The 23,827-nt window shown below is 29.7% G+C and carries 17 protein-coding genes; 13 read left to right on the top strand and 4 right to left on the bottom strand.

Features of this window, described 5'->3' with window-relative positions; translation table 11 throughout:
- Positions 1-281: 281 nt before the first annotated feature.
- Positions 282-2,315 carry an NAD-dependent DNA ligase LigA gene (gene ligA / locus WBG30_RS01650; protein WP_424502905.1) on the top strand — a complete coding sequence of 678 codons (2,034 nt, stop codon included), beginning with the start codon at positions 282-284 and terminating at the stop codon, positions 2,313-2,315.
- Positions 2,316-2,369: 54 nt separating this feature from the next.
- Here the strand turns inward: ligA and WBG30_RS01655 are convergent, their stop codons facing one another.
- Together WBG30_RS01655 and WBG30_RS01660 are read right to left on the bottom strand one after the other, a co-directional pair.
- Complete coding sequence (locus tag WBG30_RS01655; RefSeq protein ID WP_424502906.1) at positions 2,370-3,167, bottom strand: type II secretion system protein; 798 nt, start codon at positions 3,165-3,167, stop codon at positions 2,370-2,372.
- Positions 3,168-3,390: 223 nt separating this feature from the next.
- Positions 3,391-5,001, bottom strand: a complete 1,611-nt coding sequence (locus WBG30_RS01660) for a ClC family H(+)/Cl(-) exchange transporter (RefSeq protein WP_424502907.1) — start codon at positions 4,999-5,001, stop codon at positions 3,391-3,393.
- A 385-nt stretch (positions 5,002-5,386) separates the two neighbouring features.
- Here WBG30_RS01660 and secA point away from each other — a divergent pair, with 385 nt between their 5' ends.
- The 3 genes from secA to WBG30_RS01675 all read left to right on the top strand — a co-directional run bounded on the left by secA (position 5,387) and on the right by WBG30_RS01675 (position 9,109).
- Complete coding sequence (gene secA, locus WBG30_RS01665; RefSeq protein ID WP_424502908.1) at positions 5,387-8,092, top strand: preprotein translocase subunit SecA; 2,706 nt, start codon at positions 5,387-5,389, stop codon at positions 8,090-8,092.
- Positions 8,093-8,095: 3 nt separating this feature from the next.
- Positions 8,096-8,827 carry a hypothetical protein gene (locus WBG30_RS01670; protein ID WP_424502909.1) on the top strand — a complete coding sequence of 244 codons (732 nt, stop codon included), beginning with the start codon at positions 8,096-8,098 and terminating at the stop codon, positions 8,825-8,827.
- An 84-nt stretch (positions 8,828-8,911) separates the two neighbouring features.
- A complete protein-coding gene (locus tag WBG30_RS01675; protein ID WP_424502910.1) occupies positions 8,912-9,109 on the top strand; it encodes a cysteine-rich CWC family protein in 198 nt (65 codons plus the stop codon).
- A 43-nt stretch (positions 9,110-9,152) separates the two neighbouring features.
- Here WBG30_RS01675 and WBG30_RS01680 read toward each other — a convergent pair whose 3' ends face one another.
- Positions 9,153-10,670, bottom strand: coding sequence for a diguanylate cyclase domain-containing protein (locus WBG30_RS01680; protein ID WP_424502911.1), 1,518 nt, complete (start codon positions 10,668-10,670; stop codon positions 9,153-9,155).
- A gap of 346 nt (positions 10,671-11,016) precedes the next feature.
- Between WBG30_RS01680 and WBG30_RS01685 the strand changes: the two genes are divergently transcribed.
- The 9 genes from WBG30_RS01685 to WBG30_RS01725 all read left to right on the top strand — a co-directional run bounded on the left by WBG30_RS01685 (position 11,017) and on the right by WBG30_RS01725 (position 23,379).
- Positions 11,017-11,904 (top strand): DMT family transporter, encoded by an 888-nt coding sequence (locus WBG30_RS01685; protein ID WP_424502912.1) that lies wholly within the window; start codon positions 11,017-11,019, stop codon positions 11,902-11,904.
- Between the two features lie 161 nt (positions 11,905-12,065).
- On the top strand, positions 12,066-14,042 hold the full coding sequence (gene uvrB, locus WBG30_RS01690; protein WP_424502913.1) for an excinuclease ABC subunit UvrB: 1,977 nt from the start codon (positions 12,066-12,068) through the stop codon (positions 14,040-14,042).
- Positions 14,043-14,058: 16 nt separating this feature from the next.
- Complete coding sequence (locus tag WBG30_RS01695; protein ID WP_424502914.1) at positions 14,059-15,198, top strand: GTP pyrophosphokinase; 1,140 nt, start codon at positions 14,059-14,061, stop codon at positions 15,196-15,198.
- On the top strand, positions 15,195-16,655 hold the full coding sequence (locus WBG30_RS01700; protein ID WP_424502915.1) for a hypothetical protein: 1,461 nt from the start codon (positions 15,195-15,197) through the stop codon (positions 16,653-16,655). Before WBG30_RS01695 ends, WBG30_RS01700 begins: the two co-directional genes overlap by 4 nt.
- Before the next feature lie 69 nt (positions 16,656-16,724).
- The gene (gene xseA, locus WBG30_RS01705; RefSeq protein WP_424502916.1) at positions 16,725-17,924 is read left to right on the top strand and encodes an exodeoxyribonuclease VII large subunit; all 1,200 of its coding nucleotides are present in this window, start codon (positions 16,725-16,727) and stop codon (positions 17,922-17,924) included.
- A complete protein-coding gene (locus WBG30_RS01710; protein WP_424502917.1) occupies positions 17,925-18,818 on the top strand; it encodes a tetratricopeptide repeat protein in 894 nt (297 codons plus the stop codon).
- 120 nt (positions 18,819-18,938) lie between these two features.
- Complete coding sequence (gene dprA, locus WBG30_RS01715) at positions 18,939-19,994, top strand: DNA-processing protein DprA (RefSeq protein WP_424502918.1); 1,056 nt, start codon at positions 18,939-18,941, stop codon at positions 19,992-19,994.
- A gap of 18 nt (positions 19,995-20,012) precedes the next feature.
- Positions 20,013-22,658, top strand: a complete 2,646-nt coding sequence (gene topA / locus WBG30_RS01720) for a type I DNA topoisomerase (RefSeq protein WP_424502919.1) — start codon at positions 20,013-20,015, stop codon at positions 22,656-22,658.
- A gap of 235 nt (positions 22,659-22,893) precedes the next feature.
- Entirely contained in the window at positions 22,894-23,379 is a 486-nt protein-coding gene (locus WBG30_RS01725; protein WP_424502920.1) for a hypothetical protein, read from the top strand.
- Between the two features lie 245 nt (positions 23,380-23,624).
- Here the strand turns inward: WBG30_RS01725 and WBG30_RS01730 are convergent.
- Positions 23,625-23,827: hypothetical protein (locus WBG30_RS01730; RefSeq protein WP_424502921.1), on the bottom strand; the 203-nt coding region annotated here is incomplete at its 5' end.

Genomic DNA, 23,827 nt, shown 5'->3' on the forward strand with positions numbered 1-23,827 from the left:
GTTGTAACTAAAACAGAACAGAGATATTAAAAAAAATAATCAGAAAGAATAAAAAAAATTAAAAAAGTCAGAAACTGATCACTGCTAAAGATGGTTTTTAAATGTAAATCTGAAATCAGTAAAATTGAAGCGAAAACATTTCAACTTAAATAGGTTATGAGTGCTATTTTAGGGCAATGATCTATATTTTCAATTAGGTAAATAAAAAGGAAAAATCTATGTTGAGTGCTTAATATTTATGATATAATTTATTATAAAAAAGAGATTTTAAGGAGAGATTTATGACGAAAAATAAAAAAAATATAAAAGCAGAGATAGAGAAAATAAAAGAAGAACTACATAAACATAATTACTACTACTATGAAAAAAATGAAAGTTTGGTTTCAGATGTAGAATATGATAAGTTATTAAAAAAATTAGAAAAATTAGAGGCAGAAAACCCTGAATATAAGACTGATAACTCTCCTACAGTAGTTGTAGGAGGAGGATTAAAAGATAGTAAGTTTACGAAAGTTACCCATAAAAAACCTATGCTGAGTTTAGCTAATACATATAACTTAGGAGATTTAGAAGATTTTGATGGAAGGGTAAAGAGAGTTTTAAATAAAGATAGTCTAGAAAATGAAAATACTCAAGTAGACTATGTATTAGAATTAAAATTAGATGGAATCTCAATAAGTATCCACTATGAGGATGGCCGTTTGGTTCAGGCTGTTACCCGTGGAGATGGAAAAGTCGGAGAAGATGTAACAGAAAACATAATGCAAATAGGATCAATTCCTAAATTTTTGAAGGAAAGTGTATCTATCGAAGTTAGAGGTGAGATAGTTTTACCACTAACTGAATTTGAATCACTCAATAAAAAAAGGTTGGAGTCAAGAGAGGAAGTTTTTGCTAACCCTAGAAATGCAGCTGGGGGAACCCTTCGTCAAAAAGATGCAGCCATCGTAGGAGAAAGAAATTTAGATGCCTATATATATTATTTGGTAGACAGTGAAGAATTAGGATTTGAAACTCATATCGATAGTTTAAAATATCTAGAAGGATTGGGGTTTAAAACTACAAAGGTCTATGATATGTGTAAAACTATAGAATATTTAGGGACTAGGATAAAATATTGGGAAGAAGAGAGAAATCATTTGGACTATGAGACTGATGGACTGGTAATAAAAGTAAATAATCTGAGTCTGTATGAAGAATTAGGAGCGACAACCAAAGCGCCCAGATGGGCTATCTCCTACAAATTTCCTGCTAAACAGGTGACTACGAAATTAAATGATGTAACTTGGCAGGTAGGAAGAACAGGGAAGGTAACACCAGTAGCAGAATTAGAAGTCGTAGAAGTATCTGGAAGTATGGTTAGACGTGCTAGCCTTCATAATTATGACGAGGTACTGAGAAAAGATATAAAAATTGGAGATACAGTATTTATTGAAAAAGCTGCTGAAATAATTCCCCAAGTTGTAAAACCTGTAAAAGAATCGAGAGATGGAACAGAGGTAGATATAATACCTCCTACAAACTGTCCTGTATGTGATTCAATCTTGGAAAAAGAGGAAGGACTAGTAAACCTAAAATGTATGAATCCCCATTGTAGGGCAAAGTTACAGGGAAAGATGGAATATTTTATATCTCGTGACGCTATGAATATAATCGGCGGATCAAAGATCGTTGAAAAATTTATAGAACTAGGATTTTTAAAGGAAATAAGTGACTTTTACGAACTGCATCTAAAAAAAGATGAATTGGAAAAATTAGATAATTTGGGAAGTAAGAGTATAGAAAAATTACTGAGTTCCATTGAGGAGAGTAAAAAATTAGATTATTCTAAAACTCTCTATGCCTTAGGGATTCCATTTGTAGGGAAATTTTTAGGAGGATTACTGTCTAAAGAGAGTAAAAATATAGAAAATTTAGCTAATATGGAAGTGGAAGACCTACTATCTATAGATGGGGTAGGAGGTAAGGTGGCTCAATCTGTATATGGATATTTTAGAGATGAAGATAGCATGAGAATATTGGAAAAAATAAAGGATGCAGGAGTTAATTTTGAGATAGAAGAGGTAGATGAAGGGGCTCATCTAGAGGAATTTGTAGGGAAAACTTTCTTAGCTACAGGAAAACTACTTCACTTTAAGAGGCAAGAGATCAAGGATATTGTAGAAAAATTAGGTGGAACCAATGTATCAGGTGTATCTAAAAAATTAAATTACCTAATAGTTGGGGAAAAACCAGGAAGTAAGTTAAAAAAAGCAGTGGAGTTAGAAAGTGTAAAAATTCTTACTGAGGAGGAATTTTTAGAGCTGACTAAATAGAAGTAGCCTAAAAAGGATGTGATTTCGCATCCTTTTTAGGCTGTATCATGTATTTTATTTTGGATTAGAATAAACATAAATTGTTTCTTTTGTAACTGGATCAGTTCTTTGTAGAATAGCTATATATTTTTGTGTACGATCAACTGTTATGGCTTTTTTATAGTCGTAAGAACCATCTTCTATACCTGGATCAGGGTTAGGAATTAAATTATAATTTTCATCATAGACAAAAACTTTTTCCCAGTATTCGTTATTACTATTTCCATGCCATTCTTGAGGAGCAATTGTAAATTCATTAGGAAAATTAAAAGTTATTGATCCATAAGGTGATGTTCCTTCTTTAATGGCTCCCTTTGTAAACTCCTCCCAACTCTTATCTCCTACAGGACCATTAAGCTTTGTAGTTTCCGCTTCTTCGTTTTCTCTATTCCAGATCTCGTATTCGGCATCTTTTGTATAAGCACCATTAGGAAGGTTGGCATAGATCTCACCTGTTTCTCTAATATAGAACCAGCCACCATCATCAGTCCTAGAATTAATAACTTGAGAGGTTTCTCCATGACTAACTCCATCTGCACCTGTGAATGCAGGGGTAGGTTCTATACTATATGATTTTAATAAATCTGTTTTATCAATATTTTCAACAGCAAAAAAATCTGGGAATTCCTCTAATAAGGTTTTATCTAGAGATAGTCTAGATCTAATTACACCTAAATTATGTTGAACCTTAGCTACTGTAGCTTTTCTAATTTCTTTTAAAAGTTTAGGAGTTAAAGTTGTGGCTAAAATACCGATTATGGCAATGACTATAAGCAATTCAATCATTGTAAATCCCCTATTTAGTTTTTTCAAATTAATTCCTCCTTTAATTTGTATTGTGGTGAATCTTTAATACTTTTATAAGTAAATATACCTTCTATATTTTGAAATCCTTTTTTTTAAGCATTTATATGAGAATTTTTGTTATATCAGGAAAATTATGTTTAAGAAAGAATCGTGATAACATCAAATAAAAGGAGTATCACCATTCATAATATGGGATACTCCTTTTATTTATATAGTTTATATAAATACATTACATAACTGTTGCGACAGTTCCCATCTTATATAACTTGGGACTGATTATTCCAGCATCTGTTTTATCTGTCAGCACAATAAGGAAATCTCCATTTTTTATTTTGGTTATTCCTTTTGGTATGATCTCTTTTACCTCTCTTCTAATTCCAACTAAAAGGCAATTTTCAGGCCAAGATATTTCAAAAACATGTTTCCCATCTAAAAAAGAATCTGCAATAACAGGTATTAATAGTGTTATTTTAGATGATTTGGATGAAACTACCGGAGGTGTTGTATTTGAGGTAAAAAGGTTAGATATCATATTTCTATAAAGAATATCATAAATAGGGTCTAAATTAATAAATTCGGTCAAGACATAGGCTAATGTTGAAACTAGAGTTAAACTAAATAGATGATCAAATCTACCTGTCATTTCAAGAATAAGAACTATTCCTGTAATGGGAGCTCTTACTACTGCTGTTAGATATCCAGCCATACCCAGAATCATAAAATGAACTGCATAAACTTCTTTTAGATCAAAAATATCCATTAAAACAAGACCATATATTTTACCCAGGAGACCTCCTATAACTAGCATAGGTAAGAAAATTCCACCTGGAAATCCTGTACTATATGAAAATAAAGTGAATAAGAATTTAGCTATTAAAAGAATAAATAAAACTTTCATAGGAGTAGATCTTTGAGCGACATCTTGAATCAGATGGTGCCCTCCACCTGCAACTTCAGAAAAGAATAACCCTACACCTAGAGAAATAAGAATTGCAAAAATTGCTTTAACATATGAATTGAATTTAGCTTTTTTATATAAATTTTGAAAGAAGATAATTCCATCAGTAAATAACTTTCCCGCTAATCCTATAATGATTCCAAAAATTATAAGTGAGACAAGATATTTACCTGTAGAAAGTTGTGCAGGTAGCTTAGTATCAAAATCGAATACAAGATCATATCCTAAAAATAATTTGGTTACAAAGTCTGAACTGATACTAGCTAATAGGGTACAAATGAGAAGTAATGGAGAAAAGTATTTATGGAGTTCTTCTAAAGAAAAAATAACTCCAGCTAGAGGTGCGTTGAATGCAGCTGCTAAACCAGCACTAGCTCCACTAGAAATAAGATATTTTTTTTCTGCTTCTTTAGTTTTGAAAAAGCTATTAACGCCCTCACTTATTTGAGCTCCTAAATGTATAGATGGTCCCTCTCTTCCTAGAGATAGTCCACTACCGATACTAAGTAACCCTCCTAAGAACTTGCTTATCAGTTCGTAAAACCAATTAAATTTAATTTGTTTCATTAAAAGAGCTTTTACTTGTGGAATTCCACTTCCACTGATTAATGGATATTTAGATAAAAGCATCTGTAAAATTATTGCTGCTACTATAAAAAGGCCAACTACCTGAGATATTTCTATCAAAGATCCTGTTTTTTTTATATCTAATAAAGTGGTATGTCTGACTGTATTTAAAAAATCCAGACCTTCTCTATATGCTACAATAACTAAACCTGTTAATACTCCTACAATAATACTGTAAAAAACTAATAGTAAATTGTGTCTTCGTCGCCTTAAATTTTGCCATGTATTAACGGCTCCTTGCACATCCTCTTGCATATTTCATCATCCTTTTTTTTTATGAATTATATCAATGCTGAAAAAGCTAATTAAAATAGAGCTTCTGAAGCGTAGTATATAATTATTCTTGCCTGTAAAGTATAACAAATACATATTTAAACATCAAGATTTTTTGTTAAATCTATGGTTTTTTTTTATAATATATTAATTTATTCTTAATTTTTTTTTAAGGTTCATACTATATATATACGTATAAAAAATTTATGAAAAATTAATATGAAATCAAGAAATATTTTAACGATGAAAATGAGACGGTTTAATTGACGACTTCTCCTTTTATATGTTATCATTATAAGCGGTGAAGTGTATTGAAATCAAAGTTTTTTGACTTTGAGAAATCAAAAATTGAGTGAGGTAATGACAGATGATCGGGAACTTAGTAAAGAAAATTTTTGGAACAAAAAATGACAGAGAAATAAAAAGGATTTTAGCTATTGTAGATGAGATCAATAACCTAGAGCCTGAGATAAAAATTTTAGGAGATGAGGATTTAAAAGCTAAAACTATAGAATTTAGAGAAAGATTAGATAAAGGCGAAACTTTAGATGATATCTTAGTAGAAGCTTTTGCAGTGGTAAGAGAAGGTGCTATTAGAGTTCTTGGAATGAGACATTACGATGTACAAATGATAGGTGGAGTAGTTTTACACGAAGGAAAAATAACAGAAATGAAAACAGGAGAGGGAAAAACATTAGTTGCAACTCTATCTGTATATTTAAATGCGTTGAGTGGGAAAGGTGTTCATGTAGTAACTGTAAATGATTATTTGGCTACTCGTGATAGAGAATTAATGGGGAGATTATATGACTTTTTAGGATTAACTTCAGATGTGGTATATAATAATATGCCTATGGATAAAAGAGGGGAAGCTTATAGAGCTGACATTACATATGGAACAAATAGTGAATTTGGTTTTGACTATTTGAGAGATAATATGGTATCTAAAGTAGAAAATAAAGTTCAAAGAGATCTTAATTTCTGTATCGTAGATGAGGTAGACTCGATTTTAATAGATGAATCTAGAACTCCACTTATTATATCGGGAGCAGCCGCTGATACTCAAAAATGGTATAAAATATTTGATGGAGTATCTAAGAAATTAGTTAGAAGTTATGAAACTGAAAAAATTAAGGATGTAAAGAAGAAAAAAGAAATGAATATCCCAGATGATGTTTGGAAAGATTATGAAGTAGATGAAAAATCAAGCAATATAACTCTGACAGAAAAAGGAATAACTAAAATAGAAAAAGAATTAGATATTGAAAATCTATATTCACCTGAAAATGTAGAATTGACTCATTATATGATGCAAGCTTTAAAAGCTAAAGAATTATTTTATAGGGATAAAGAATATTTAGTTAGAGATGGACAAATAATAATAATAGATGAGTTCACAGGAAGAGCCATGGAAGGTAGAAGATATTCAGATGGTTTACACCAAGCTTTAGAAGCTAAAGAAGGTTTAAAAGTAGCTGGAGAGAATCAAACTTTAGCATCTATAACATTACAAAACTATTTTAGAATGTATAAAAAATTATCTGGAATGACAGGTACAGCCGAAACAGAAGCTACAGAGTTTATGCATACGTATAAATTAGGAGTTGTAATTATTCCTACTAATAGACCGATAGTAAGATTAGATAACCCAGATTTAGTTTATAAAACACATAATGAAAAAATAAACGCTATAGTAGAAAGAATTGAGGAACTCCATATTAAGGGGCAACCTGCCTTAGTAGGAACAATTTCTATTGAAAGTTCTGAATTATTGTCTGAGCGTCTAAAAAAGAAAAAAATACCCCACGAAGTTTTAAATGCTAAATTCCATGAAAAGGAAGCTGATATAGTAGCCCAAGCTGGTAGATATAAATCAATTACTATCGCTACAAATATGGCTGGAAGAGGAACCGATATCATGTTAGGGGGTAACCCAGAATTTTTAGCTTTAAATGAAGTTGAATCAATGGAGGCTCCTAATTATGAAGAAGTACTTGAAAAATACAAAGCTCAGTGTGAACTAGAGAAGGGAAAAGTATTAGAAGCAGGAGGGTTATTTATCTTAGGTACTGAAAGACATGAATCTAGAAGAATAGATAACCAATTAAGGGGTAGAGCAGGTAGACAAGGGGATCCAGGGGCAACAGAATTTTATCTTTCGTTAGAAGATGAGCTTATGAGATTGTTTGGTTCAGAAAGAGTAGCATCTGTAATGGACAAATTAGGATTACCGGAAGGGGAACCTATTGTACACAATATGATAAGTAAGGCTATTGAAAATGCACAGAAAAAAGTAGAAATGAGAAACTTTGGGATCAGAAAAAATCTATTGGAATTTGATGACGTTAACAATAAACAAAGAGAAGCTATTTATGAGAGTAGAAATACAGCCTTAGAAAAAGAGGATCTCAGTGAAACTATTTTTGGTATGTTAACTGATACAGTTTCATCTGAAGTTGTTGAAAAATTTGTAGGAGAATATAAAGAAGATTGGAATATAGATGGTTTAACAGAAAAAATAAAGGAGCTCTTTGATTACGCGATAGAAGACAAAGAGGAATATAAAGGCTTAACTATTGAAGAATATTCTGATTCTTTATCTAAAAAAATAACAGAAAAGTATAAGACTAAAGAGGAAGAATTTACTCCTGAACTTATGAGAAAACTAGAAAAATATATATTATTTGAGATAGTAGACTCTAGATGGAGAGAACATTTAAAAACTTTAGATGCTCTAAGAGAAGGAATATATCTTAGATCATATGGTCAAAAAGATCCTCTTACAGAATATAAATTAATATCTGGAGATCTATACGCAAAGATGTTAAAAACTATAAAAGAAGAAACAATTTCTTACCTATTTAAGGTGCAAATAAGAGTACCTGAAGAGAGGGAAGTAGAGATAAAAGAAGCAAAAAATAGAAATAAAAATATAAAATATGAAACTAGCGAAGACTCAAAAGGTAATATAGATTCAGCTAAAGAATCTAGAGTTTCTGACAAAGTAGGTAGGAATGACTTGTGTCCTTGTGGTTCTGGAAAAAAATATAAAAAATGTTGTGGGAGGGTATAGGCGATGAAGAAAATTTTATTGGTAATGATGGTAGTATTTTTAGGAGCATGTTCATCTTTAGATTTAGACACTAGTAAATACAAGATTACTACAGAAACATTGAAAGAACCATATAAAGTAATGGATGAAATACTTGTGAGAGAATCTATTTTATCTGACTGGTATAATAATGAAGAACCAGTTCATTATTTGACAACTAGACAGATTATAAAAAAAGACAGCAAAGATGAAACTTTTTTAAATAGTTTAAAAACTAAAGAAATTACAGGTGATGATATTGAAAAATTCAATAAATTGACTAAAAACTATCTTAACAAGTTAGAAAGAAAATATAAGTTAAAAGATGAAAATATAAAAGACACAAAAGAACTTGTAAAGAAGTTGGTGATTGGATATAACGTTGTTTATCCAACTACTTCAAAGCATTTGATGACAGTGGTCGCTACAGAAAAGGAAAGAAATTATATCTTAGAATTAAATAAAAAAATTGAAGATGAAATGACTGATAAAGATAGAACAAAGGTAAGAAAATTATTGAATGACTGGTTAGAAAGAAAAGAGTTTTTTGATGGAGAGTCAATTTATAGTGCTGAGATATCAGAGAATACAGTGAAACTTGTAGAATTATCTAAGAAGAAAAATTTAACAACTTTAGAGCTGAATAATTTAAATGCTAAAGCAATGGAAATAGCGTTCCCAGAATTAATATCTAGTTTATCTAGATGGGGGAAATAAAAAGTAATAGGAAATTAGGAGGTAGGTTATTTACCTCCTAATTTTAATATTTAATTTGTTATTGAGATAATTAGGAGGAGAGAGATGGATAAAAAAATATGTCCTATTTGTGGAAATGAAAATAATTGTGCCCATGAAAATGGAAAAGATCCTCATGCATGCTGGTGTATGGATGCAAAGATACCAAAGGAAGTTTTGGAAAGATTAAAAAAAGAAAAACAAATCAATACAGGTGGTTGTTTTTGTAGGGTTTGTGTAGAAAAATTTATGTTAGCAGAATAAAAAAATGGAACTAAATTAATTTAGCTCCATTTTTTTAGTGTATTTATTTTATAATAAATTTTTCTAGGTATATCCTTTCTGGTAATTTTTTCTTTTCCTTTTTATCCTTATACATCTCAATATCCGCAAGATTAATATATTCTTCTAGTGTTTTCTCATTATGGCATTCTACCATTCCAAAACTTATACTTACTATATATTTTTCATTATTGTCTTCAGTGTACTTATCAAATTGTTTTTCAATATCATTAAATAATTTTTTTACTTCTACTATACTTAATTTGTCAAACCCTAAGATAAATTCATCTCCTCCAAAACGTAAAAAAACATCATCTAGTTGGATATTATTTTGTACAGTTTTAACTACTGTTTTAATCAATTTATCTCCCTCTTCGTGGGAAAGTTGATCGTTTACATATTTTAGATTATTTATGTCTATAAAAACAATTACGAGATTTCCATTATTATTTATTATGTTTTCAAATTTTTCATTTAATTTTTCTAATCCAATATGTCTGTTAAATATACCAGTCATTACGTCGTAAGTTGCTAAACCATAGAGTCTTTTTTTCATGATCTCAATGTCTTCTAAGAGGTTATTTATATTCTCCCCTAGATTTCCAATCTCATCATTACCATTAGTTTTAAGACGTTTTCCTAGATTTTTATATTTTATTATTTCTTTAACAGAGAGGTCCATATTCCTTAATCTTTTTACTATAAAAGTTTCCATAAAAACATAGATAACGAATATTAAGATAAAAAAGTTTATTAATAGCATTCCAAGGTATTTTTTTATATTTTCCTTTCCTAAAAATAAAATATTAGCTTCCCTTTTATTTTCTAAAATAATACTCTTATCAGAAAGAGTTGGAATATAAAATTCGTGGAGAACAACATCTTTTTCTATTTTTATTTCATATGGGATTGTTGAATTTTCAGAAATACCTAAGATATTAAGGGGCATTCCTAATTTGTTATCCAAAGTTTTCAACCTGGTTTCGTCTATAAAATAACCCATAATTAAGTTCCCTGATGTTTTCTTAGAGTTATTACTATCTGTTATCCCAAAATTAGAAAAAACCAAAATTTTATTATTATTTTGAATAATCATTCCTGTTTTTCCTTTATAAAGTTCAAATTCATTTTTCAAAGAGGTTATTTCTTTTGAAGAAAGACGTTTATCGTAGTTGTTATCATAGCTAGTTTGGTATACTATTTTCCCCTGATCATCCAAAAAAATAATAAGGTTTAAGTCTAGTTCCTCTAAGATGTCATCGGCTAAGTTACTTTTTACATAGTTTTCTTTCACTTGTGGATCCTTTGTGTTAATAAATTCATAGGTGTCATCCCATCTAGACCAATCGATATTAAGTCTTTCGAGGTTTAAATATAAACTATTAAACTCATTATTTATTAATTTATATACAGATTCCGATATTCCAAATTCTATATCTTCATAGTCTTTTTCTATAGAATTTTTCAAGTTAATAAAAATTAATAGAAAGACTATTATACTAGAAATAGTGACTATAAATAAACTTTTGGTTCTCAACATCATTCTCAACTCCTATCAAATAATTTGTTTAATCTTGTTTTTAAGGTATACAATAAATAGAGAATAAAACCTCTATTTATAAAAGATAATAAATTATTTTTATTATAAGAATTTCACTTTTGATTTGAATAAAAAAAGATTGTAGTAATAAAATCAAAATAAAATATTCCTAGGATGAATAGAATATATAGTATAATATATACAAGATGAATAAAATGAATTATCTTTTTTTGTAAAGAAGAAGTAAAATATATAAGTGGAAAGAAGATGAATATAGTGAATATTTAGATTTATTGTATCTGTAGGTTAGTTTAACATTTTGGTTATACAGAAGGAAAAGGTGATTAAAATGAAAAAGAGTTTAGTAGCAGATGTAACATTATTATTAGTATCTATCGTATGGGGGTCAGGTTTTGTAGCTACTCAAATTCTATTGGATGCAGGGATATCTCCATTTTATATGATGGGATTTAGATTTTTAATAGCAGGAGTATCTTTAGGGATAATCTTTTTTAAGAGAATAAAAAAGATGAAAAAAGAAGATATAGTAGGAGGGTTTTTAGTAGGGATCTTATTGTATTTAGCTTTTGGAGCACAGACAGTAGGATTGCAGTATACAACACCATCTAAAAATGCTTTTTTAACAGGAGTAAATGTAGTAGTAGTACCGTTTTTATACTGGGCAGTGACACGTAAAAAACCTGATAAATATGCTTTTGCAGCAGTGGGAATTTGTTTTTTAGGAACAGCATTTCTATCTACAGGGAATAATATGAGTTTTGGATATGGGGAATTTTTATCTTTGGTTTGTGCCTTTTTATTTGCGGGACATATAGTTTCAAATGGTCATTATGTGGATAAAACAGGGCCTTTCATCCTATGCTTTTTACAGATGATGTTTGCATCAGTATTTTCTTTTATAACAGCACTCAGCGTAGAAACATTACCACCTGTGATATCTAATCAAACTTGGCTAGCTATATTATATGTAGGATTAGTCACAACAATGTTGGCATTTTTTCTACAAACTTGGGCACAAGCTCATACCACATCGACAAAGACAGCAATAATATTATCTACAGAAGCAGTTTTTGGAACCCTTTTTTCAGTAGCTTTATTGGGAGAAATCCTAACTACTAATATGATTGTTGGAGGTTTTGCTATCTTCATAGCGATAATAACTGCAGAAACAAAGTGGAATTTTTTGAAATTTAAGAAAAAAACAGTTAAGATATAAGAAAGATAAAAAGAGTAGTTTGAACTACTCTTTTTTTATAGTTTAGAAAATTATAAATTTTATTAAAAATATAGGTTATATTTATCTGAATGCAGAATCACATTGATTTTTTATCTTTCTTAATTAAAAAAAATCAGAAAAAATAAACTAGGAGGACTAAGATGTTTAAATTGGTATCAAATTATACTCCTACAGGAGATCAGCCAAGTGCTATAAAAACTCTAGTAGAAGGTTTAAATAATAATTATAGAGATCAGACTTTATTAGGAGTGACAGGATCGGGAAAAACTTTTACCATAGCTAATGTAATTAAGGAAACTAATAGGCCAGCTCTTATTATGGCTCCTAATAAAACTCTGGCAGCACAGCTATATTCAGAGTATAAAAAATTTTTTCCTGAAAATGCAGTGGAATACTTTGTATCATACTATGATTACTACCAACCAGAAGCCTATATTCCCTCTACAGACACTTTCATAGAGAAGGATTCATCTATAAACGATGAGATTGACAAGATGCGACATTCGGCTACTGCGGCCCTTCTAACTAGGAAAGATGTTATAATAGTAGCCTCCGTCTCTGCTATCTATGGTTTAGGATCTCCTGAAACATACAAAAAGATGACATTAGCTATCGATCTGAAGAGTGGGATGAGTAGAAATGAAGTTATTAAAAAATTGATATATTTGAGATATGAGAGAAATGATATAGCCTTTGAAAGGGGAAAATTTAGAGTTAAAGGAGATATTATAGATATCTATCCTGTATATCAAGAAAGTGGATACAGACTAGAATATTGGGGAGATGAGTTGGAAAGTATATCTGAAATAAATACCCTTACAGGTCAGAATATAAAAAGAAATATCCAGAGGATAATGATTATGCCGGCAACTCATTATTTGACAGAAGGTGAAAAATTAGAACAAATAATGGAAGATATAAAAAATGATTTAGAGATCCAAGTAGAAAAATTTCAAAATTCAGGGAAGCTATTAGAAGCACAGAGGATAAAACAAAGAACTGAATATGACCTTGAGATGATAAAGGAAATTGGTTATTGTAAAGGGATAGAAAATTATTCTAGATATTTGTCGGGGAAAAAAGAGGGCGAGAAGCCCCATACTTTACTAGAATACTTCCCTGATGATTTTTTAATCTTTTTAGACGAATCTCATATAGGACTTTCTCAAATTGGTGGAATGTATAAAGGAGACAGATCTAGAAAGACAACTTTGGTGGAAAATGGATTTAGACTGCCGTCTGCTTTAGATAACAGACCACTAAGATTTGAAGAATTTAGAGAGGTAGGAGGGCAGATGATATTTGTTTCGGCTACCCCTGGAGATTTTGAATTAGAAAATAGTGCGGCAGTAGCAGAACAACTGGTACGTCCTACAGGAATTGTAGAACCAAAAATAATAATAAAACCAACTAAAAATCAAGTGGATGATCTATTGGAAGAGATAAGGTTAAGGGTGGAAAAGAAACAATGTGTTTTAGTGACTACATTGACAAAAAAAATGGCAGAAGAATTGACAGAATATTATGCAGATCTAGGTGTAAGGGTAAAATATATGCATTCTGGGATAGATACTTTGGAAAGAATCGAGATAATTCGTGGGCTAAGAAAAAAGGAATTTGATGTATTAGTGGGAATAAATCTATTGAGAGAAGGATTAGATATTCCAGAGGTATCCTTGGTGGCCATATTAGAGGCAGATAAAGAAGGTTTTTTGAGAAGTAGAAGATCGCTGATACAGACAATGGGAAGAGCTGCTAGGAATATAGAGGGAGAAGCTATTTTATATGCAGATATTATGACAAAATCCATGGTAGAAGCCATTTCAGAAACAGATAGAAGAAGGGAAAAACAGATAGAATATAATATAAAAAATAATATAGATCCTAGATCGACTGTGAATGAGATCGCAGAAGATCTCCTTAATTTAGATTATGGTTTGGATATAGATGAAATAAATGAAGAGATAATGATATATAGTTCTAAAAAAGATATAATAAAGCAAATAGCAAAATTAAAGGAAGAGATAACTCAGTTAGCTGGAGAATTAGATTTTGAAGGAGCTATAAAAAAGAGAGATGAAATGTTAAAATTAGATAAATTATTATTAGAAATCTAAGTGATTGGAGGGAATCATGAAAAACATAAAAGTAGATCGTTTTTTAAAAAAATATGATAAGATGTTACCTGTTTATAATGACATGATAGATGTCATAGGGGAGATCTTTGAAAACGAGATAGAAAATAAAGAATATAAACTCCAAAGTATAGATTTTAGGGTGAAAACTAAAGAAAGTTTAACTAAAAAAATTCATGATAAAGGAAGAAAGTATCAAAGGTTGTCTGATATAACTGATGTTGTAGGAGTTAGAATAGTTACTTTTATGGAAGATCAGGTGGATGTAGCTGCTGAAAAAATAAAAGATTTTTTTATTGTAGATGAAAAAAATACTATTGATAAAAGAAAAACTTTGGATCCTAGATCTTTTGGTTATCTATCTTTACATTATGTAGTTTCATTTCCAATAGAAGCGAAATATAAAAGATTTAAAGGGGTAAGATTTGAAATACAAATAAGAAGTCTCCTACAACATACTTGGGCCACTATTGAACATGATTTAGGGTATAAAAGTAGGATAGGAATACCAGATGAATTGATAAGAAGTTTTTCTAGAGTCGCTAGTTTATTAGAGTTAGCGGACAAGGAATTTGTAAATATAAAGAAAGATCTTATGAAATATGAGGAAAAAGTCCATAATTCTATAAAATTAGGGAAAAACATGCCTAGTGATAGTCCTTTAAATAATATAACTATTAGATATTTTATGGAGAATAATATTATTTTAAATAATCTTTTTAGAGATACCCTAGAAGAACTTAATTTAAAGGAGGAAATTAGAGAGGAAGCGCCTGTAGAAATAATAAAATTATTGAATTATTTTAAAATAAAAAGGATAGGAGATCTAGAAACTATATTCCAGACTAAGAAAAGAGAAATAGTTTTTGTATCTAGTAAATTAGTTCAAGAAACAGGAGAATATGTCATGGAAAAAAGAGGTGTTTTTTATTCTATGGCCTATGTATTATTAGGAGGAGAACCTCTCAGTGAAAAGTTGAAATTTTTAGAAATGTTTAAGATATTAACCGATGATGAGAGAAAAGGAATGGCAGAAATGATGGAAAAATATCACTTAGAATATAAAAATAAATCCAAAAAATCAACTAAATACTCACTGAAAAATATTATTTTCAGAAATAAAAAGGGGGCGAAATGAAAAAAATAGACTATTATGGAGAATTCTTGGAGAAATTAAGTGATTATTTAGGAGTAAAATTAAAATTAAAAGCTCATGGGAATCATGTAGAGTTTATACCTGAATTTAATTCTGAATTCACAAAGAAAACTTTGGAACATATAGGTGAAATATTTGAAATTTTAGATATAATTTTAGAAGAATATTATGAGGAAAATAATAATATTTACTTTACAGATCTAATAGAGGAGTTTTCTCAGAAATTAATAGGTCATATGGTAAAAGAAAAGTTAGTAGTTACAAATGAACAGATGAATTTTATGAATGTTATAAAGAGAATTTGCAATGAAACTTATGAAAGTGAAAATTCAAACTTAAATATATTACTCTTTAAAAACAGAGAAATTATTCCTGAAGAACTAAAAAAAATGGGATTAAATTTTCTTCCCTTTGATACTCCTAAAAAAATAGAGGATATTTTCAAAGAGAAATTATCCCTAAAGATGTTAAATGGAGATAATTTGGTATTGATAATAGATAGTGATTTTAAAGGTTATGGATTAGGAGTAAATGATGTAAAAAATGAGGTATTCAAAGAGAGAATGTTACTTCAACTAAGGAATCAAAATAATGGTTATTTAATCTCATTTATATCATTACTATCTAAAAATATTTTAAGTTATATAGACAAAGACAGTATAAATATAGAACTTAAAGCTGGATTTAAAATGAATGAGGATAAGATAGAAAAATTAGTTAAATATTCTAACAAAGAGATGATATCTTCTAAGGTTCTTTTTAATAGTTATAATAGAGAGAAAAGAGAACATTTTCCATACATTTATATGGAAATTAAAAATAAAGAGTTAAAATTATATCTACAGAATTCTATAGATAACTACCTTTCATTTAGGAGTGGGAAATGGAAGTTGAAATCTTTTCATATTTTAAAATTTTTAATTATAGAAAAATTTTATATGGATTCTTTTGTATTTCACCTTTTTAATGATAAAATAGAGAAAAAAGATATAATAAAAAATATAATAATGAATGTAGATGTTTTGGTCTGTCTTATTAAAAATCTCCTAGAGGAAGGCAAGGGAGGTCTTTTTATAATTTTAGAGAGGACCATAAAAAAGAGAGAGATGGAAAAAATATTTGTAGGCGGAAATGAAGATAATAGTATATATAAAAGAACAGTTTTAAAGGATGGAAAAAATACAAGGATAAAAAATCATAATTTTGAATATTTAAAATTAATATCTAAAGTAGATGGGGCTGTGACTCTAGACAATGAATTTAATCTTCTATCATTTGGTAGATTGGTGAAATTAGATATGAATGGAAGTAAAGAAAAAGTAGAAGGTGCTCGAACCGCCGCTGCAATAAGTGGATCTAAATATGGTTTAGCTATAAAGGTATCTGAAGATAAAAAAATAACTGTTTGGGAAGAAGGAATAAAAATATTGGAGATATAATTTTTTCTTATTTCTTTTGAATATAATAAAACAGGAGTATATTATGAAAGGGATAAAAGAGGAGAAAAAATGAAGGATAAAATATTTACAGTAAGTCAAATGAATAAAATGGTAAAGGAATATCTAGAAGGAAATGATAATTTTAATAATTTTTTTCTTAAAGGGGAGATTTCGGGAATAAATTATTATAAGAGCGGTCATCTGTATTTCACCCTTAAAGATAGTAAGGCTAGTGTAAAATGTGTGTCTTTTGGATATAAATTTAAAAAGATACCAGAGGATTTAAAAGAAGGAGATAAGATAAAATTATTTGGGAAGGTAACTCTTTATGAAGCTAATGGGAATTATCAAATTATGGTAGCCCATGTGGAAAAAGAGGGAACTTTAGGAAAACTCTTTGAGGAGCTAGAAAGAACCAAAAGAGAATTGGCTAAAGAGGGGTATTTTGATACAAAATATAAACTGCCTATTCCAAAATTACCTCAAAATATAGGAATAGTAACTTCCGGAACAGGAGCAGCAGTAAAAGATATAATAAATACTGCTCAACTTAGGTATAAAAATATAAATATCTACGTTTATCCTGCCAAGGTTCAGGGAATAGGATCTGAAGATGAAATTATAAAGGGTATAAAAATTTTAGATAGTATGGAAGAGATAGATTTGATTATAGCAGGACGGGGAGGTGGAAGTGTAGAAGACCTTTGGTCATTCAATAAAAAAGAAGTGGCTCTAGCATACTTTAATACTAAAACTCCTATTGTTTCAGCTGTAGGTCATGAAATAGATAATCTTTTGACAGACCTGACAGCGGATATGCGTGCTTCTACTCCTACTCATGCAGCAGAGCTAGTAGTTCCTAGGAAAGACCTGTTGCTAGAAAGCTTAGAGGAGAGGAAAAGAAAATTAAATAATAGTTTATTAATTAATCTAAAGGGGAAAAAGGAAAAATTAGAGATTTTAAAAAGAAGTTACATATTGAGGAGTTATCTAGAAACTGTTACAGATAGAAATAATCTATTGATGGATAGGGAAGACAGACTAAAAAAAGTTATCAATAGTGCTTTAATACAAAAAAAACATCTTTTAGAAGTCAGGATGGAAAAAATCAACTCATTAAATCCAGAAGGAATATTAAAGAGAGGATACACAATAACTAAAATAGGAAATAAAATTATAAGAAGTGTAGAAGATATAAAAAAAGATGAAAAAATAGAGATTATCTACCATGATGGTAGTGTAATTAGTAAAGTAGAGGAGATAAACTAAATGAAAAAATTATTGATAATATTATTTATTGGGATAGTTTCTATAGGATATGGAGAAGGTCAAGATAGTTTTGTAACTAAAGGAACTTATAAAGAAGCAGAAAGTGACTTTAGAACCTATCAAAAATATATGGAAGCAGGAGATAACTCATATTTTGAGAGGGATTACAGTGAGTCATTGAATTTTTATCTGAGTGCATTTAAGGTGAAAAAAGATAATATAGAATCTCTTTATGGTGTGGCTCTTTCATATGAGGGGTTGAAGGAGATAGAAAAAGCTTTAGGAGTGTATAGAAAGATTTTAAAATTAAACCCTAAAGATACGAAAGCATTACAAAAAAAACTTACTTTAAATAAAATAAACGTTCATAAGTGGGGATACGATAAAAAAGAGGAATATTTTGAGGAGTTTGAGAACTACCTAAAGAAAACTAATTATGTAAATAGAGAGGATATTTATATCTTGGGAAGTATATATATGAATGACAAATCTTTTGAAAGGGCCTATATTGTATTTAAGAAGGATAGGGGAGGAGATTATAGAAATTATTTTGGTGCAGCTACAACTGCTAGATTTTTAGGGAAATATGATACTGCTATTTTATTTTATAATAAACTTTTGTCTATAAAGCCTAATTTTTATAGGGGATACCTTGGATTAGGAAATTCTTATCAAATGAAGGGGAATTATGAGAAGGCTATAGAAAATATGGAGAAATATCTGGTATATCAGGAAGATGAAAATATTTATGTAGCCATGGCAAATATCTATATGGCAGAGGATAAATATAGCAGTGCTAAAGATGTTTTGGAAAATGCACAAGCTAAATTTCCTAATTCTAAAAAAGTAAGAAAAAATTTAGGGTATATATATAGTAAGCTTGGACGAAATTAATAATAAATAAACAAAAATGCTAATTAAAGGATGAAAAAAATATAATCACGAATAATAGCAATAAATATAAAATAGGATTTTAAAATATATTTTTATAAAACTGTCGTGGAGGTGAAAACTATGGATTCTTGGTATAAATTGAGAGTAGCAGGAGTAAGTGATAGTATAGTAATTAAACTGATGAATTTATGTGAAGAATTTGAAGAAATTTTTCTCCATGATAGGTTATTTTATAGTAAAATTATGAGGTTTAAAGATGAAGATATTGCTAAGATTTTAAATTCTTATAAAATTAACCTTGATTTTTATAGGGAAAAGATGCTAAATTTAAATATTGAAACAATTTCTATAAAGGAAAGAGAATATCCATTATACTTAAAAAATCTCTCTCATCCACCAGTTTTTCTATACATAAAGGGTAAAATGAATTTTTATGATAAAAATATAGGAGTAGTGGGGACACGGAAGATGACTAATTATGGGGAATCAGCATGTAATGAATTGGTAGGAGATTTAGTAGGAGCGGGAGTTACCATAACCAGTGGATTAGCAATTGGAGTAGATGTAACTGCTCACAAAAGGGCCTTGAATTTAGGTGGGAATACTATAGCAGTTGTAGGAAGTGGATTAGATGTAATATATCCTCCTGAAAATAGATATGAATGGGAACGAATCTCTAAAGAAGGAACCCTTATAAGTGAATATCCATTGGGAACACCTCCAGATAGATATAATTTTCCTAGAAGGAATAGGATAATAGTCGGATTGACTAGAGGAGTTGCAGTGGTAGAAAGTTATGAAAAAGGTGGAAGTTTAATAACCGCTAAATTGGCTTTAGAAGAGGATAGAGATGTATTTGTTATTCCAGGATTTCCAAACTACCTGTCTTTTGAGGGGAATAATAATCTCATCAAGGATTCCTATGGTAAGTTAATTACCAGTGGAAAAGATATATTAGATGAATATGGATGGACTGGAGAAAATAAAATAAATATCAGTATAGATATAGACGAAGAAGAGAAAAAGGTTTATAGTGTATTGGTTGTGGAAAAAAGTTTGGATGAATTGATGACAGAAACTAATATTCCCATAGGTAAACTTTTGGGATTGTTGACAAATTTAGAATTAAAAAAACTTGTGAGAGCTATTGCAGGTGGTAAATATAGAAGAATATGAAAAAGACAAAATATTGGAGTGATAGAAGTGGCTAAAAAAAATCTAGTTATAGTGGAGTCTCCAGCAAAGGCAAATACTATAAAGAAAATATTAGGAAAAAATTATGAGGTTACAGCCTCATATGGACATATAAGAGACCTTCCTAAGACAAAGATGGGTATAGATATAGAAAATGATTTTACACCCTCTTATTCGACAATAAAAGGTAAGGGAGAAATAACTAAAAATTTAAGAGCAATGGCAAAAAAATCAGACAAAATTTATCTAGCAGCCGACCCGGATAGGGAAGGGGAAGCTATCGCTTGGCATGTAGCTCATATACTAAAACTAGATCCAAATGAAAAAAATAGAATAGAATTTAATGAGATAACTAAAAATGCAATAAGAGAAGCAGTAAAGAATCCTAGAACTATAAACCAAGATAGGGTAGATGCACAACAAGCAAGAAGATTATTAGATAGAATAGTAGGTTATTCTATCAGTCCATATTTATGGCAATTAATATCTTCTAATACAAGTGCAGGAAGGGTTCAATCTGTATCATTAAAATTAATCTGTGATTTAGAAGATGAGATAAAGGCATTTGTTCCTAAAAAATATTGGGAAGTAAGTGGAAATTTCAGTGATAATATAGATTTAAATCTCTATAAATCAGGGGATGACAGAGGAATAAAAATGTGGAATGAGGAAAAGATGGAGGAGCTAAAGAAATCTTTAGAAAAACATCCAACTTTTGAAGTGACTAGTACCGAGATATCTAAAAAAACTAAGAAACCACCACTACCATTAAAAACAAGTACATTACAACAATTAGCCTCATCATATTTAGGGTTTTCAGCTTCTAAAACTATGAGAGTAGCTCAAAGTTTATATGAAGGACTAAAGATAGATGGAACTCAAAAAGGTCTAATTACTTATATGAGAACGGACTCTACTAGAATATCTGAGGAAGCTCAAGGGCAAGCTAAACAATTTATTATAGATAAATATGGTGAAAAATATATAGGAAAAGAAACAAAGAAAAAAGTAGAAGACAAGAAGAAAATACAGGATGCTCATGAAGCGGTAAGACCTACATATATAGATTTAGAGCCAGAAAATGTTGAAGAATATCTAAATTCTGATCAATATAGATTATATAAGTTAATTTGGGAAAGATTTATAATTTCTCAATTGGCCCCTATGGAATATGACCAATTTACTCTGATAAGTGGATATGAAAAATATCAATTTAGAGGGATAGTAAATAAGGTAACATTTGACGGATACTATAAAGTATTTAAAGAGGAAGATGAGATAAAAACAGCTAGTTTCCCTAGTATTGAAAAGGGAGATAAGTTAAATTTAGAAAAGTTAAATATAAAAGCTGATGAGACTAAACCTCCTAAAAGATTTACTGAATCTTCATTAGTAAGAAAGTTAGAAGCTGATGGGATTGGAAGACCTTCGACATATGCATCGATTATAGAAACTTTAAAGAAGAGAGAATATGTAGAATTTATGGGAAAAGCATTTGTACCTACTAAATTAGGTTATGATGTAGAAAAGATATTAAACAAATATTTCCCAAGAATATTAGGTGTGGAATTTACATCTAGTATGGAAGATGCTTTGGATTCAATAGAAGAAGGAGAAGTAAAGTGGACCGATGTCTTGAAAGAATTTTATGTAGACTTTAAAAAGGCACTGGATAACTTTGATAAAGAAGTGGAAAAAATTACTAACAGAAGAATTGAATCGGATGTACCATGTCCAGTAGATGGCTGTACAGGAAAGATGCTCCTAAAAACTGGTAGATTTGGAAAATATTTAGAGTGTGAGCATTTTGAAACTTGTAGTGGAAGAATCCCTTTAAAAACAGTGGAAATCGATGAACAAGAATTAGAAGATGGGCATATATTTATCAATGAAATAGTACAAAAGAGAGAAAGAATTAAAAAGGGGATAGCTACTGATATAGTTATCAAAGGTGTGAGATATAACCTAAAAAAAGGAAGATTTGGTGAATATTTAGAAAGTGAAAATTATGAAACCGATAATAAAAGATTACCATTATCTAGTGATGTTATAGGTGTTCTAAGAGACGGAAGTATAGAAATTGATGTAGAAATGATAGCTCTAAAAGAAAGATTGTTAGAAATGAATGAGTATTTTGAAGAAAAAGATACTGATATGAAAACAGAAGATGGATCTATGATGATCTTAAAAAAGGGAAGATATGGAGAATATCTAGAAAGTGAAAATTTTGCAACAGATGAGATCAGAATTCCATTACCAACTAGTATAAAAAAGATGGTAAAAGAGGGGCAGTTAGAGGAAATAGATGGAGTTATAATAATTAAATATCTATTAGATGAGATCAAAGCTGTAGAAGATAAACTCATAGCAGAAGCTGGGCTCTGTGAAAAATGTGGGAGTAAATTTGAGATAAAGGCAAGTAGAAGGGGAAAATTCTTGGCTTGTAGTAATTATCCAACTTGTAAAAATACAAGAAAGATCTTAAAAGATAAGGAAACAGGGGAACTTTCTGTAGCTCCTCCTGCGAAGAAAAAAGAACCAGTAAAAAAAGCAACTACGAAAAAGGCTGTAGCAAAAAAAGCACCTGCAAAGAAGGCTCCGGCTAAGAAGAAAACGACAACTAAAAAAGTAAAACAAGAAAAATAAAATAACTCCTCCTTCGTATGGTTTCTCTAATATTAGAGAAACCGAGGTGGATATATACGGAAGAAGCTAATATTTTAATAAAATATTAGCTTCTTTTTGTTTCTTCACAGGATTTTCATATTCAGGTAGTAAAGTTAAGTATAGGCAAAGCAATTGATAATTGAAAATAAAAAAAAGTTTGAATTTATGTAGGGGATAATTCATTAATTTCCCTTACTACAGGAGGTTGAGGAAGATGAAAAAGAAATTTATAGGAATCATAATGATGTTGGTATTGGGAAGTTTAACTTTTGCTAGTTGTGGTAATAAAAGTGCGGGAAAAGATAATAATATGACAGTTCAGGAGATGATCAAATATGCAATAGAGGATGAAATTTTTGCAAAAACAGAATATGAGAAGATAATGAAAACTTTTAATATTGACAGACCATTTTCAAATATTAAGAGAGCTGAGGAGACTCATATGGAAATGTTGCAACCTCTTATTGAAAAATATGATGTTAGTTATGGAAAATTAGATGAGAAAGATCTTATAATTCCAAAAACTTTAAAAGAAACTTTTGAGATAGGAGTACAAGCAGAGATAGATAATATAGCTATGTATGAAAAATTCTTGAAAGATGAAAAACTACCGAGTGATGTAAGGGAAGTATTTATATATCTAAGAGATGGATCTAAAAATCATTTAAGAGCATTTGAAAAACAGTTGAGGAAATATTAGACTCTTACCTTGTTATTGTAAGATTTTACTTAGATTTGTTTCATATTCATGACGGAAAACACAAATATTAGTTGACAAAGAACTAAAAAAAGAACCATTAAACCGGATATGATTTAATGATTCTTTTTCTTGGCTTTGGTCAAATAGAATGTTAGTAGGTACTATAAGATCTACTATCTCCCTTCTAGCAGTTTCATTAGCAAAAAGTCCCTACGAGTATTAGCCACTTTTCTCAGCCTTTTAATTTATAATTGTATTTTCTGAATGAGAAGATTAGCTTCATATTCTAAAGAATTATTTAAATAGAATTTTAACAAATATATAGATAATTTATAACATCTCATCTGTTCTGGTATTTTGCATATTGTTTTTATTAATTCCTGTTGTTTTAATGGTTGAGGACCATAAAGTAAAACTAGGTGTTTGATAGAATCTAGATATTTAGTGG

The sequence above is a fragment of the Psychrilyobacter sp. genome, assembly GCF_049671765.1.
Classification (GTDB): domain Bacteria; phylum Fusobacteriota; class Fusobacteriia; order Fusobacteriales; family Fusobacteriaceae; genus Psychrilyobacter.